Annotated in this window: 10 protein-coding genes; all 10 read right to left on the bottom strand. The window is 72.4% G+C overall.

Annotation, left to right across the window (positions count from 1 at the left end; genetic code table 11):
- Positions 1 to 32: 32 nt before the first annotated feature.
- Positions 33 to 1742, bottom strand: a complete 1710-nt coding sequence (locus ACZ4Z1_RS30465) for a sensor histidine kinase (RefSeq protein WP_468489866.1) — start codon at positions 1740 to 1742, stop codon at positions 33 to 35.
- Between the two features lie 201 nt (positions 1743 to 1943).
- The gene (locus tag ACZ4Z1_RS30460; RefSeq protein ID WP_468489865.1) at positions 1944 to 2942 is read right to left on the bottom strand and encodes an ABC transporter substrate-binding protein; all 999 of its coding nucleotides are present in this window, start codon (positions 2940 to 2942) and stop codon (positions 1944 to 1946) included.
- Between the two features lie 2 nt (positions 2943 to 2944).
- Complete coding sequence (locus ACZ4Z1_RS30455; protein WP_468489864.1) at positions 2945 to 4936, bottom strand: ABC transporter permease; 1992 nt, start codon at positions 4934 to 4936, stop codon at positions 2945 to 2947.
- Positions 4933 to 5199 carry a hypothetical protein gene (locus ACZ4Z1_RS30450; RefSeq protein ID WP_468489863.1) on the bottom strand — a complete coding sequence of 89 codons (267 nt, stop codon included), beginning with the start codon at positions 5197 to 5199 and terminating at the stop codon, positions 4933 to 4935. Before ACZ4Z1_RS30450 ends, ACZ4Z1_RS30455 begins: the two co-directional genes overlap by 4 nt.
- Complete coding sequence (locus ACZ4Z1_RS30445; protein ID WP_468489862.1) at positions 5199 to 6332, bottom strand: quaternary amine ABC transporter ATP-binding protein; 1134 nt, start codon at positions 6330 to 6332, stop codon at positions 5199 to 5201. Before ACZ4Z1_RS30445 ends, ACZ4Z1_RS30450 begins: the two co-directional genes overlap by 1 nt.
- On the bottom strand, positions 6332 to 7873 hold the full coding sequence (locus ACZ4Z1_RS30440) for a GMC family oxidoreductase (protein WP_468489861.1): 1542 nt from the start codon (positions 7871 to 7873) through the stop codon (positions 6332 to 6334). The genes ACZ4Z1_RS30445 and ACZ4Z1_RS30440 overlap by 1 nt, the downstream gene beginning before the upstream one ends.
- A 58-nt stretch (positions 7874 to 7931) precedes the next feature.
- Complete coding sequence (locus ACZ4Z1_RS30435; RefSeq protein WP_468489860.1) at positions 7932 to 9440, bottom strand: aldehyde dehydrogenase family protein; 1509 nt, start codon at positions 9438 to 9440, stop codon at positions 7932 to 7934.
- Positions 9441 to 9735: 295 nt separating this feature from the next.
- Positions 9736 to 10686 carry a hypothetical protein gene (locus tag ACZ4Z1_RS30430; RefSeq protein ID WP_468489859.1) on the bottom strand — a complete coding sequence of 317 codons (951 nt, stop codon included), beginning with the start codon at positions 10684 to 10686 and terminating at the stop codon, positions 9736 to 9738.
- Positions 10687 to 10688: 2 nt separating this feature from the next.
- Positions 10689 to 11066, bottom strand: a complete 378-nt coding sequence (locus tag ACZ4Z1_RS30425) for a hypothetical protein (protein ID WP_468489858.1) — start codon at positions 11064 to 11066, stop codon at positions 10689 to 10691.
- Between the two features lie 89 nt (positions 11067 to 11155).
- Positions 11156 to 13003: a hypothetical protein gene (locus tag ACZ4Z1_RS30420; protein ID WP_468489857.1), complete on the bottom strand. Its 1848-nt coding sequence runs from the start codon at positions 13001 to 13003 to the stop codon at positions 11156 to 11158.
- Between the last annotated feature and the right edge of the window lie 178 nt (positions 13004 to 13181).

The raw sequence follows: 13181 nt of genomic DNA, 5'->3' as shown, positions 1-13181 counted from the left end.
GGCGAGGGATCGAGGGATCGAGGGATCGAGGATCAACGGGTTCGGGGGCCCGGGGATTCGGAGGCCCGAGGTTCGCGGACCGCCGGCACCCAGAACCTGTCGATGTCGGTCAGCACGTCGGCGCGGAAGCAGTACCGGGTGAGTTGCAGGCGACCGCCGACGGCCTCTTCGCCGGTGTACGGGAAGATGCAGTCGGTGCCGCTGGGCCGGCGCGGTTCGTGGCCCGCGGCGGCGGCGCGGGCGAGGTCGTTGTCGTACAGGTACGCGGACTCGACGTCCTGCCGGCCCATGCCGACGTGGACGCTGTCCGGGGAAAGCGGCTCCTGGACCGGCCGGGAACTCTGCACCATGCCCAGCCCGAACGCCAGCATCGTCCCCACCCCCACGAGTCCGAGGACACCGGTCGCGAGGCCGGGCAGGTGGCGCAGGATGCCGGGCAGGGCGCCGGACTGCTGGTGTTCTTCGGCCGTCAGGAAAGAGGGGGAGGTCTCCGGACGCGCGGTGGTCGCCGCGGGTGAGGCGGGGTGCGCGGGGACCGTCGCCTCGACCAGGAAGCCGCCGACGCCGGTCGGTCCGGTCCGCAGCTCGCCGCCGAGGAGGCCGACCCGCTCGCGCAGGCCGGCCAGTCCGCGGCCGGTGCCGAGCCCGGTGGTGGCTTCGGGGGGCGCCGGGGGCGCGCCGTTGCGGACGGTGACCCGTACGCGGTCGTCGGTGTGCTCCACGGTCAGTTCGACGGGCGCGCCGGCCGCGTAGCGGTGGACGTTGGTCAGTGACTCGCGGACGACGCGGTGCACCGCGCGCCGTACCCGCGGTTCCAGGGCGTCGAGGTCGGGGCCCTGCCAGCGGACGGTGACGGCGATGCCCGCGGCGCGGGACTCCTCGGCCAGCGCGTCGATGTCCGCGCGGGTGCCGGTGGCGTCGGTGAGGGCTTCGGTGCCGGTGTCGCGGCCGAGCGGGCCGAGGACGCCGAGGACCGCGCGCAGTTCGTTCATGGCGTCCCGGGTGGCCGCCCTGACCTGTGCGGCCTCGTCCTTCAGCTCGGGTGCCTTGGTGGCCAGCGCCATTTCCAGGCCGCCGCTGTGCAGGGAGATCAGGCTGAGGCGGTGGCCCACCAGGTCGTGCATCTCGGCCGCTATCCGGGAGCGCTCCTCGACGCGGGACGCGCTGTCGATCAGCCGCCGGGCCTCCTCCGCGGCGGCGGCGCGTTCCCGCAGGGCGACCACCAGGCGGTCCTGCTGCCCGCGTGAGCTGCCGACCAGGCCGGGGACGAGGATGCCGACGCCGCCGACGACGATGCCCTGGGCGAAGCCGTAGCGCCAGCTTCCGTACCCGGTGCCGGCCGTGCCGACGATGGCGGTGAGCACCGGGATCATGGTGGCGGTGAACAGGACGACGGTACGGCGGCGGGGGCCGTCGACGCGGCGGATCGCGTCGTAGGCGACCAGGGCGGTGAGCATGCCGCAGATCGGCAGGGCGCCCGCCAGCGCGGCGAGGATCAGCAGACAGGTGACGGGGAAGCGCCTGCGGAAGGGCAGCAGCGCCGCCGCCCCGGCGCACAGGGCCAGTTTCGCCTCGGTCGGCAGGAGTTCGAAATAGCCCATCGCGTACGGGCCCAGAGCGCCCAGGACGCCCAGGTAGCCGAACGCCGTGCCGGCCTCCAGGAGGACGGCCAGGCGGCGCCGCTTGCGCCGTCGCGGTGGGACGGCCTCGTACGGCCGGGGCGTCGGCGGCGTGAAGGGCATGGTCTCGATTATCCGTACGACGCGGGCGGAATCGCTGGACCCTGAGAAGGAGGCGGGGCCGGGGGGGGGGGGGGGGGGGAAAAAAAAACCCCCCCCCCCACCCCCCCCCCACCCCCCCCCCCCTTCCCCCCCCCCCCCCCCCCCCCCCCCCCCCCCCCCCCCGGCCGGTTGCCCGTGGCTATTTCCCGGGCAGCCGCCCGGCTACTTCTTCGGCAGCCACTTCTTCCAGACCTCCGGGTGCTTCTCCACCCACCGCTTGCCCGCCTCGTCGGCGGACAGGCCGTCGGCGGCGATCATCTCGGAGACCTCGTTCTGGTTTTCCTTGGTCCACTTGAAGTTCTTCAGGAAGGCCGCGGCCTCGGAGCCGCCCTCGGCGAATTCCGTGTTGAAGAACTTCTGGAGCGGTGTCGTCGGATAGGCGCAGTCGATGGACGCGGGGTCCTTCGCGCCCTTCTCCGCGCAGGCGTCGGTGTACTTCGGGAGTTTCACCTCCACCATCGGCACCTGGTTGAACAGCCACTGCGGCTCGTACCAGTACGTCAGGAACGGCTTCTTCTGCTTGGCGAACTGCTGGATCTGGGTGATCTGCGCCGCCTCGGAACCCGCGAAGACGACCTCGTAGTCCAGCTTGAGGTTCTTCACCAGCGCCTTGTCGTTGGTGACGTAGGACGGCGAGCCGTCCATCAGCTGGCCCTTGCTGCCGCTCTCGGAGGTGCGCAGCTGGTCGGCGTACTTGTTGAGGTTCTTCCAGTCGGTCACGTCCGGGTGCTTGTCGGCCCAGTACTTGGGGACCCACCACCCGATGTGGCCGGTGACGCCGTTGCCGCCGCCCGCCGTGATCGTCTTCTTGTCCTTGACGTACCGCTGCTCCTGCTCCGGGTGGCCCCAGTCCTCCAGGATGGCGTCCACCCGGCCCTGGCTGAGCGCGTCCCAGGCGGGGATCTCGTCCACCTGGACCGTGTCGACGTGGTAGTCCAGCTCGTGTTCGAGCAGGTACTTGGCCACCGCGACGTTGGCCTGCGCGCCGACCCAGGTCTGCACGGACAGGGTCACGGACTTGGCGCCGCCGGGCGCCTGGAAGGGCGAGCCCTGCTTGGTCATGTCGGCCTTGCCGCAGCCGGAGAGGGCGAGCAGCGTCGCCCCCGCCAGCGCCGCGGCACCGGCGACACGCGTACGGGTACGCATACGGGTACGGGTCATGGTCAGGCTCCCTTCCCCGCCGTACGGCGCTGCGTCGGCTGGGTGACCCGGTCGAGCATCAGGCCCAGGCAGACGATGGCGACACCGGCGACCAGGCCGAGCGCCAAGTCGCCCTTGGCGAGGCCGGTGACCACGTCGTAACCGAGCGCGCCACCGCCCACCAAGCCGCCGATGATGACGACGGCGAGGACGAGGACGACACCCTGGTTGACGGCGAGCAGCAGTGCGGGCCTGGCCAGCGGGAGCTGCACCTGCCGCAGGATCTGCCAGCGGGTGGCGCCCAGCGAGCGGGCGGACTCCATCGCGGCCGGGTCGACCTGCCGCAGGCCCTGCGTGGTGATGCGGATGACCGCGGGCAGCGCGTACACGACGGCGGCGGCAGCGGCCGGGGCGCGGCCCACGGCGAACAGCGCGACCACCGGGATCAGGTACACGAACTGCGGCATGGTCTGCATGACGTCCAGCACCGGGCGCAGGATCGCCTCCAGGCGCTTGCTGCCCGCGGCGAGGATGCCGATGCCGAAGCCCAGCACCAGGGTCACCGCGAGGGCGGCGAGGACCTGGGAGAGGGTGTTCATGGACGGCTTCCACACGCCGAGGACGCCGATGGCGGCCATCGCGAGGGTCGCGGTCAGCGCGGTGCGCCAGGTGCCGATCAGCCAGGCCAGCGCGGCGACGATCAGCAGTGCGCCCCACCAGGGCAGCGCCGTCAGGCCGTCGCGCAGCGGGTCCAGGACCCAGGAGGTGAAGTGCGCGGCCCAGTCGGCGGTGCCGCCGACGACGGGGACCCCGGAGTAGAGGTGGTCGACCATCCACTCCTTGAAGTCGTTGACCGGGCGGGCGATGGCGACCGTCCAGCCGGCGGGCCAGATCGTCGAGCCGGCCAGCCGGCCGGCCACGGTGGCCAGCACGGTCAGGACGGCGACACCGGCCCAGGCGTACCAGCCGCGCAGCAGCTTCGGGCCGCGGGCGGCCGCGTCGGAGCCCACCCGCTCACCGGCCGCGGCGGTCGTGCGGTCCATGACGATGGCGAGCAGCACGATCGGTACGGCGGCGGCGAGCGCGGCGCCGACGTCCACCGAGGCGAGCGCCTGGTAGACGCGGTCACCGAGACCGGCTGCGCCGATCATGGAGGCGATGACGGCCATGGACAGCGCCATCATGATCGTCTGGTTGAGGCCGAGCAGCAGTTCCTTGCGGGCCAGCGGCAGGCGGGCGGTCAGCAGCCGCTGCCGGCCGGTTGCGCCGAGCGAGGTGACGGCCTCCAGGACGCCGGGGTCGGCGCCGCGCAGGCCGAGCGCGGTCAGCCGGGCCATCGGCGGGGCCGCGTACACGACGGTGGCCAGCAGCGCGGCGGGCACGCCGATGCCGAAGACCAGCACGACGGGCAGCAGGTACGCGAAGGCCGGCAGCACCTGCATGGTGTCCAGCACCGGCCGCAGGATCTTGAACAGCCGCTCGGAGAGTCCGCCCGCCAGTCCCAGCAGCGCGCCCACCACGACCGAGGCGACGACGGCCACGATCATCAGGGCGAGGGTCTGCATGGTCGGCAGCCACATGTCCAGGACACCGCTGACGGCGAAGGAGATCAGCGCGGTCGCGGCGATGCGGACGCCCGCGACGCGCCAGGCGACGAGGGTGACGCCCGCGGTGACGCCGGTCCAGCCGAGCAGCAGCAGGAGCTGGTAGACGGCTCGTACGGAGATGACGACGGCGTTGCTGAGGTGGCCGAGGAAGTACACGAACAGCGGGTGGCTGTCGCGGTTGTCGATGATCCAGTCGCTGGTGCGGCCGAGCGGGCCGGTCAGGTCGACGGTCAGGTCACTCGGCCAGGTGCCGCTGGACCACTTGGCGTGGGCGAGCGGTACGAGGACCGCGGCGGCGACGGCGAGGATGAGGATCTTGCGGAGGCCGCGGCTCTGGAGGGCGGCTTGGAGAGCGCCCTGCTGATCGGTCGCGGCACCGGTGTTCGCGGTGGGGGTGGCGGCCGTCATGCGCGCCCCCGCTTCACCGTGCCGGCCGGCATCTGCATCGCCGCGGCGCGCTGGGCCTCGTGCCAGCGGCGCTGTACGGCGGCGCGGAGCCGGTCCGCCAGGGAGCCGGGTGCGGGGACAGCCCGGGTACCGGTTCGGGTACGGCTCCGGGTCGGCGGATCGAGCGTCCGTACCTGGGCGGGAGCGACCCTCACGGGCCGCCGCGTCGGAGGCCAGCCGGCCGCCGCGAGGGCGGCGTCGGCGGTGCTGGTGTGCGCGGACATCAGGCAGCCACCTCGCCGGCGTCGATCTTGGCGACGACGTTCAGCAGGCAGGTGCTGTCCACGATGCCCAGGCAGCGCTTGCCGTCCATCACGCGGGCCGCGCCGCCGGAGCGGGCGACGGCCTCGATGGCGTCGGCGACCAGGGTGTCGGGCGCCAGCGCGGCCCCCGTGTCCGCCTCGCCGGCCTCGGCCGGACGCATGGCGCGCCGTACGGTCAGCACCTGCTCGCGCGGTACGTCCTGGACGAAGTCGCGGACGTACTCGTCGGCCGGAGAGCCCACGATCTCCTCGGGCGTGCCGAGTTGAACGATCTTTCCGTCGCGCATCAGGGCGATCCGGTCACCGATGCGCAGCGCCTCGGCGAGGTCGTGGGTGATGAAGACCATGGTGCGGCCCTCGTCCTCGTGCAGCCGGACGACCTCTTCCTGCATGTCCCGCCGGATCAGCGGGTCGAGCGCGCTGAACGGCTCGTCGAACAGCAGGACTTCGGGGTCCACGGCGAGCGCGCGGGCGAGCCCGACGCGCTGCTGCTGGCCACCGGAGAGCTGTCCGGGACGGCGGTGCTCCAGCCCCGCGAGGCCGACCTTCTCCACCATCTCGGCGGCGCGTTCGCGGCGTTCGGCGCGCGGCATGCCCTGGATCTCCAGGCCGTACGCGACGTTGTCGATCACCGAGCGGTGCGGCAGCAGGCCGAAGTGCTGGAAGACCATGGCGGCACGGCGGCGGCGCAGTTCGCGCAGCTTGGTCCGGTCCATGGCGCGCACGTCCTCGCCGTCCATGTCCAGGCCGCCGCTGGTCGGCTCGATGAGCCGGGTCAGACAGCGCACCAGGGTGGACTTGCCGGAGCCCGACAGGCCCATGACGACGAAGACCTCACCCTTGTGGACGTCGAAGCTGACGTCGCGCACGGCGGCCGTGCAGCCGGTCCGCTCGCGCAGCTCCTGCGCGGACAGACCGGTCAGCTCGGCGTCCTCCGGGACGCGCTCGGCCCTGGGGCCGAAGACCTTCCACAGGTTGCGGACGGAGAACACGACATCCCGGGGGTCCCGGGGGTCCTGGGGATCCTCGGCCGTCAGGTTGTCGGCGGCCTCGCGGGGCTGGGGTATACCGGCTTCGGGGGCGGCGGCGGCCATCACGCACCACCTCCCTGGGCCGGGGAATCGACCAGCAGCTCGGCTGCCTTCTCCCCCACCATCAGCACGCCGATCATCGGGTTCACGGCGGGCATCGTCGGGAAGACCGACGCGTCGGCGATCCGGATGTTGGACAGGCCGCGGATCTTCAGCTCGGGGTCGACGACCGCGTACTTGTCGTCCTTGGCGCCCATCTTGCAGGTTCCCGCCGGGTGGTAGACCGTGTGCGCGGCCTTGCGGACCAGCTCGCTGATCTCCTCGTCCTCGGTCACCTCCGGGCCGGGGAAGACCTCGCGCTTGAGCCACTTCTTGAACGGCTCGGCCTCGGCGACCTTACGGGCCAGCTTGATGCCGTCCACCAGGGTCCTGCCGTCGTAGTCGTCCTCGTCCATGAAGTACTTGAAGTCGAGCGCGGGCTTGACCTCGGGGTCCTTGGACGTGAGGTAGAGGCGCCCGCGCGACCGCGACTTGGGGATGTTCGGCGTCATCGACACGCCGTGCTCGGGACGCTCGTAGCCCAGCCGCTCGGGATTGTCGGTGAACGGGATCTGGTAGAAGTGGAACATCAGGTCCGGTCCCTTGTGGTCCGGGTCCCGCTTCACGAACAGGCCCGCGTCGGAGTCCATCGCGGAGTTCCCCGGGATCGGCCCGTCCGTCTCCCAGACGATCACCGACTCCGGGTGGTCGATCAGGTTCTCGCCGACGCCCGGCAGATCGGCCTTGCAGTCGATGCCCAGCGCCTCCAGGTCCTTCTTCGGGCCGATGCCCGAGTGCATCAGCAGACGCGGCGTGTCCACCGCGCCGGCGCACACCAGCACCTCGCGGGCGGCCTCGACGTAGACCTCCTCGCCGTCCTTGGTGCGGACGTGCACGCCCTTGGCGGTGGTGCCGTCCAGCTCCAGCTTCGTCGCCCAGGTCTCCAGCATCAGCGTGAGGTTGGGGCGGTCGCCGGCCTCCATGTGCGGATGCAGGTACGCGACCGAGGCGGAGGAACGCTTGTTGTTCTCCGGGTGGTACGACAGGTCGAAGAACCCGACGCCCTCCTCGAACGGCTGGTCGTTGAAGCCGACGACCTCGGGCACGCCCAGCGCGCTCTTGGTGGCCTCGATCCAGTCGGTGGCGATCTGGTTCTGGTCCTTCTTCGCCACCCGCACGATGTTGTTGCGCAGCTTGCCGAAGTACGGGTCCATGTCCTTGGCGCCCCAGCCGGTGGCGCCCGCCGCCTCCCACTCATCCCAGTCGGACGGCAGCGGCTTGAAGGAGATCAGGGTGTTGTGCGACGAGCAGCCGCCCAGCACCTTGGCGCGGCTGTGCAGGATGTTCGAGTTGCCGCGGGGCTGTTCGACGGTGGTGTACTCGTAGTCCAGCTCGCCGCCGAGCAGGCCGAGCCACTTGCGCAGCGTCAGCACGTCCTCGCGGTCGATGTCGGAGGGACCGCCTTCGATGACGGCGACACTCACGTTCGGGTCCTCGGTGAGCCGGGAGGCGATCACCGAGCCGGCGGTGCCACCGCCGACGATCACGTAGTCGTACACGGGCATGAGGTGGTGCTCCTTCTGCAAAGTTCGTGCGTGCGTGGTGCTGTGAACAGACGGGCCCTCAGCCCGCGAACCAGCGGACCGGTTCCGGCCGGAGGTTCTCGTAAACGTGCTTGCTCTCGCGGTACTCGTCCAGACCCGCGGGGCCCAGTTCCCGGCCGATGCCGGACTTGCCGAAGCCGCCCCACTCGGCCTGCGGGAGGTACGGGTGGTAATCGTTGATCCAGATCGTGCCGTGCCGCAGGCGGGCGGCGACCCGCCGCGCGCGGGCGGTGTCGGCCGACCAGACGGCACCGGCCAGGCCGTACTCGGTGTCGTTGGCCAGCGCGACGGCCTCGTCCTCGGTCGTGAACGTCTCCACGGTCAGGATCGGCCCGAAGGTCTCCTCGCGGATCACCTTCATGTCGCGGTGGCAGCCGTCCAGGACGGTCGGGCTGTAGAAGTAACCGGTGGCCGGGCGGACATCGCTGGGCTCGGGGCGGCGTCCGCCGCACCGCAGCTGAGCGCCCTCCTGAAGGGCGGAGGCCACGTACGCCTCCACCTTCTCCAGCTGCTGCTGCGAGACGAGCGGGCCGCACTCGACGCCCTCGGCGGTACCCCGGCCCAGCTTGATCTTCTCGGCGCGGCGGGCCAGTTCGGCGACGAAACGGTCCCGCACCGACTCCTCGATGATCAGACGGGCACCGGCCGAGCAGACCTGGCCGCTGTGCGCGAACGCGGCGTTCAGCGCCTGGTCCACGGCGGTGTCGAAACCCTCGTCGGTGGCACAGGAGTCGGCAAATACGACATTCGGGTTCTTGCCGCCCAGCTCCAGCGCGATCTTCTTCGCACCCGCGACCGCCGCCGAACCGGCCTTCGTACCGCTGGCCAGGCCACCGGTGAAGGAGAACAGGTCGACGTCCGGGTGCTCGGCCAGCCGCTGGCCGACCGGCACGCCCGCGCCGGTGACGATGTTGGCCACCCCGGCCGGCAGTCCGGCCTCGACCAGCAGCTTGATCAGGTGCACGGTCGAGAGCGGGGTGACCTCACTCGGCTTGATGACGAAGGTGTTGCCCGCCGCGAGCGCCGGAGCGATCTTCCAGCTGGCCTGGAGCAGCGGGTAGTTCCAGGGCGTGATCATCGCGCAGACGCCGACCGGCTCGTGCACGACGACGCTGTGCACGTCCGGGCTGCCGGCGTCCACGACCCGCCCGCCGCTCTCGTTGATCACCAGGTCGGCGAAGTACCGGAAGGCGTTGGTGACGTCGTCGACGTCCACCCGGCCCTCTTCGAGGGTCTTGCCGGTGTCCCGGCTCTCTATGAGGGCGATCTCCTCGCGGTCCCGCTGGAGCAGGTCGGCGACCCGCCGCAGCAGCGCGGCCCGCTCCGCGACGAGCGTACGGGGCCACTGGCCCGCCCCGCCGTCGAAGGCCCGGCGAGCGGCCTCGACCGCCGCGTCGGCGTCCTCGGCGCCACCTTCGGCGACGACTTCGAGCGTCTTCGCATCGGCGGGGTCCAGAATCTCCCGCGTGGCGCCGGATACGGCGGGGCGCCACACCCCGTCTACGTGAATCGTCTCGCTTGCCGACACGTCTGATCTGCCTTTCGACTTCCGGTTTGTTGCCACTGGTTCACACCAGCAACGAGGACCCCTCCCCGGAACCCCTTTACCTATGCCGAAACGTTCGAGGAAAGTGACCCGACTCACTCTTTCGGCCCCCGGGACGCAGGTTTGCCGGGGCCGATCCGGGTCACTGGTCAGTCCTTATGGGCCCGTGTCCGGAAGGCAGGGACCGCCGTACGACCGGGCCGTACGGCCCTTCCCGCCACCCCGCCCGGCCGGGGGAGCGCCGTGACCCCGGGCCTGCTCGCAGGCCTCTTCGCTGTCAGGACGGGTCGGGGTCGAAGAACTTCAGCGCCGTCTGCTGGACACGGCTCTGGGCCGGCCAGTCGGCGTCGGGGCCGAGGACCAGGACGGCGAACTGGCGGCCGTCGGGGACGGTGAAGGCGCGGTCGGTGACGCGGGCGCGGACGCCGAGCTTCTCGCTGTCGTAGGCGTAGACGAGTTCGGTGGTGCCCGAGCCGAGGCCGATGTCCTGGGCGGGGCCGAGGCTCATCTCCACGTAGCCGGGCTTGTCGGCGAGGCTGTCGGAGGTGGCCTTCAGGGCCTCGTACGGGGTGATGTCGGGCTCGGTGATCTCGAAGATCTGGAGGAGGTACCGCTCGTCGGGGGCGGTGTAGAAGATGCCGTCCGTGCGCTGGGTGCGCTGCCAGTTCCGCGGTACGGCGATGGAGAAGCCCGCGCTGTCCCGCGCCAGGCGGTAGCCGGACGGGACCGCGCCCGAGGGCGAACCGGACGGGCTGCCGGTCGCCGGGTCGTCCGAGGCGGGGCCGGTCGGCACGTCGGCCGGGGCGGTCGCCCGGTGCGAGCCCGGTGACGAGACCGCCGCCCCGGGACCGGAACGCACCGAGGTGCCGTCGCCGCCCCACAGCAGCCACCCGCCGCCGAACCCCACGGCGACCACGGCGACCGCCGCGCCGACGACGAGCGGTGTCGGCCAGGAGCGCGGGCGGGCGGCGGACAGCCCGGTGCCGGGGGCCGCCGCCGGGTCGTGGCCGGGCGGGCCGGGCGGCGGGTAGGCCGGCAGGCGCGTCCCGTCGGCCGTGGCCTCGGTGAAGAAGTCCGCGCCCTGCGACGGCGCGGGCCCGGGGACGAAGCCGGGCCTGGACGGCGGCGGGCTCGTGTACGGCGCGGGGGCCGGACCGCCGGTGTCCCAGCGCTGCTCCTCGTCGTTCCAGCGCGCCCCGCCCGCGCCGCCCCCCTGCTGCTCGCTCATGCTCAGCCTCCCAGCAGCGCGGCCACGGCCTGACCCACGGCGGCGCCGGACGCCAGCATGCCGGTCACCGCGCCCGCGTCCGCCAGTGCCGTGCGCAGCCGGTCCAGCCGGCCGGGCGCGGTGCGGCCGGTGGTCTCGATCTCTTCCTGGGCGTCGGCCAGTTCGGCGGTCAGCAGCGTGACCTGCGGTGTGCCGATGACCCTGGCCAGGTCTTCGCGCAACTGCCGTACCGCGGTGAGCAGTTCCTCGTGCGCGGGGTCGGGGCCGGGGCGGCCCGCGGTGTTCTCGTGGTGGGTGACCGTGTTGTGGTCGCCGATGGCGAAGGCGCCGTGCACCTCGCCGATGTGGATGCCGTGGTCACGTTCGTCAGCCGTTGCCATGTCTGCCTCCCCGTTCGTCCGCTGTGGTGCCGTGCGCGCCGGCCGTGGTCACGATTGTGCCCCGGCCCCGGCGGGTCCGTACCGGCCGGTCACCGGGCCGTGTCGGCGGCCCTGGCGGGCTTCGCGGCCTTGCCGGCCGGGCCGGAGGCCGCCGCTCCCGCCGCACCGCCCAGCCCGCCGCCGCTGCTGATCGTGTTGTGGTCGCCGATGCCGATGGCACCCTGCGCCGACTCGATGAACACCCCGCCGTCGGTGACGTTGACGACGCGCTGCTCGAACTCGTCGGTCTGCCAGCCCGCTTCGTACAGCGCGCTGCGCACCCCGCTCGCCACCCGGTCCTGGATGCTCTTCAGGTAGCGGGTGACGTCCATCTCCTGGAAGAGCGAGGCGTCCCCGTCGGAGCCCAGTTCGCGGACCGAGAGCGCCGGGCCGTCGGGCAGCGCGCCGCCGTGCCCGCCGGTGAGCAGGCTCCAGGCGGACACGAAGCCGCGCCACAGGCTGGTCACCGCGCGCCCGGCGGAGCGCGGTGTCTGCGCGAGCGCCCACACCGCCTTGCCGAACGGGTTGTTGTGGCGGTAGCGGTGCGCGATCCGGTCGGCTTCGCGGTACAGCGCGCGCACCGGCCACAGCACGTGCGGCGCGACCTCCAGCATGAGCATCCCGCCCTGCGTGTGCACCCGTACGAAGACCGTGGTGACGATGCCCTCGCCCCAGCCGCCGACCCGTACGCGCAGGAAGTGCCGCCGGGTCTCGCCGCCCTCCTCGACCGCGCGGGCCCGGTGCGCGGCGAAGCCGTCGGGGCCGTACGGGGCGGCGGCCCGCGACGGCAGCCCGGCCACCGGCAGGAAGACGCACTCGTCGATCTCCAGCCCGCGCAGCCGGTCCCGCACCGCGGCGGCGGCCTGCGGCGAACCGTGCGCGGAGGGCTCGCGGAGCGCCGCGACCAGGGGGATGATCCGCTGGAGGATCGTGTCGTTGTCCAGCGGCAGCGGCCCGCCGCCGTCACCCTCGGCCGTGACCGGCGCCGCGTCCTTGCGGGGCCGCAGCTCCACCGACAGCGACCAGGTCTCGTACGGGGTGCCCGCGCCGCAGAACGGGTCGGCCGCGCGGTACATGACCAGCGGGCCGTGCTGCTCGGTACGGATGCGGTGGCGCAGCCGCTGGAAACGCCCGCCCTCGGCCCGCTCGGCGGGGTCGCCCGCCGCGTCCGGGAAGCGGTCCCGGGCCAGGTCGGTGGTCAGCACCTTGGCGACCTGGCCGTGCTGCGCGCCGACGGCCCAGGCCAGGACGAAGGGGAGCGCGAGCGCGATCCAGGCGTGCAGCGACCGGGCCGCGGCCATGTTCTGCCCGAACAGGTCGGTGGGCAGGAACAGCAGCAGCGGGTTGTCCGACAGGCCGGAGGAGCTGCCGGAGAAGTCGTACGACGTCCCCGTCGACCCGCCGGAGCCGTCGCCCCCGAACACCATCGCCAGCAGCACCACGGCCACGAGCAGCACGGTGAACCGCCCGTACCAGCGCAGCAGCCAGCCCGCGAACCGCCGGTACCAGGGCGGGTGCGCGGCGCGGCCCCGTACGAAGGGGGCCAGCGAGAGCAGCACGACCGGCAGCAGGTACAGCAGGGTCAGCCCGGAGGAGAGCGGGACGGAGACGGTCCACAGGAGCAGTACGGCGGCGGCCCAGGCCAGTTCGATGCGGCGGGCGCGCAGCGCGTGGGCCAGCACGCGTGCCGCGTCGAAGCCCGGTGACGGGGCCGCGAGGCGCTCTTCGTGGACGTACAGCTCGTCGATGACCGTGTCGCGGTACGCCGGGTCGAGGTAGGTGCCGGCACACAGCAGCCGGGTGGCCTCACTGGCACTGGGCGCGGCCGACGGCTGCGGATGCGCGGTGTGCGGGCCGCCGGCCGGTCCGGGCTGCGGCGGCACGTACGGATGAGTCACCTGATTCCCCCCGGGCGCCAACCGCCCATGGTGACGGGCGGGTTGCGTGTCGTGAACGCCGCAGCATAGATGAAGCAGGTGAGCTGTGTCAGGCGCACGCCCGGAAGATCACACCAAGGTGTGACACAACGACGGAGCCCGTACGGATTCCAGGGATTCCGTACGGGCTCCGGCTGTG

This window comes from Streptomyces sp. NPDC030165, from assembly GCF_055573595.1.
This window is presented reverse-complemented; position numbering and strand designations above follow the sequence as displayed.

Coding starts and splice junctions, on each gene's coding strand:
- ACZ4Z1_RS30465 (WP_468489866.1), bottom strand. CDS start 1,742: ATGCCCTTCACGCCGCCGACGCCCCGGCCGTACGAGGCCGTCCCACCG.
- ACZ4Z1_RS30460 (WP_468489865.1), bottom strand. CDS start 2,942: ATGACCCGTACCCGTATGCGTACCCGTACGCGTGTCGCCGGTGCCGCG.
- ACZ4Z1_RS30455 (WP_468489864.1), bottom strand. CDS start 4,936: ATGACGGCCGCCACCCCCACCGCGAACACCGGTGCCGCGACCGATCAG.
- ACZ4Z1_RS30450 (WP_468489863.1), bottom strand. CDS start 5,199: ATGTCCGCGCACACCAGCACCGCCGACGCCGCCCTCGCGGCGGCCGGC.
- ACZ4Z1_RS30445 (WP_468489862.1), bottom strand. CDS start 6,332: ATGGCCGCCGCCGCCCCCGAAGCCGGTATACCCCAGCCCCGCGAGGCC.
- ACZ4Z1_RS30440 (WP_468489861.1), bottom strand. CDS start 7,873: ATGCCCGTGTACGACTACGTGATCGTCGGCGGTGGCACCGCCGGCTCG.
- ACZ4Z1_RS30430 (WP_468489859.1), bottom strand. CDS start 10,686: ATGAGCGAGCAGCAGGGGGGCGGCGCGGGCGGGGCGCGCTGGAACGAC.
- ACZ4Z1_RS30425 (WP_468489858.1), bottom strand. CDS start 11,066: ATGGCAACGGCTGACGAACGTGACCACGGCATCCACATCGGCGAGGTG.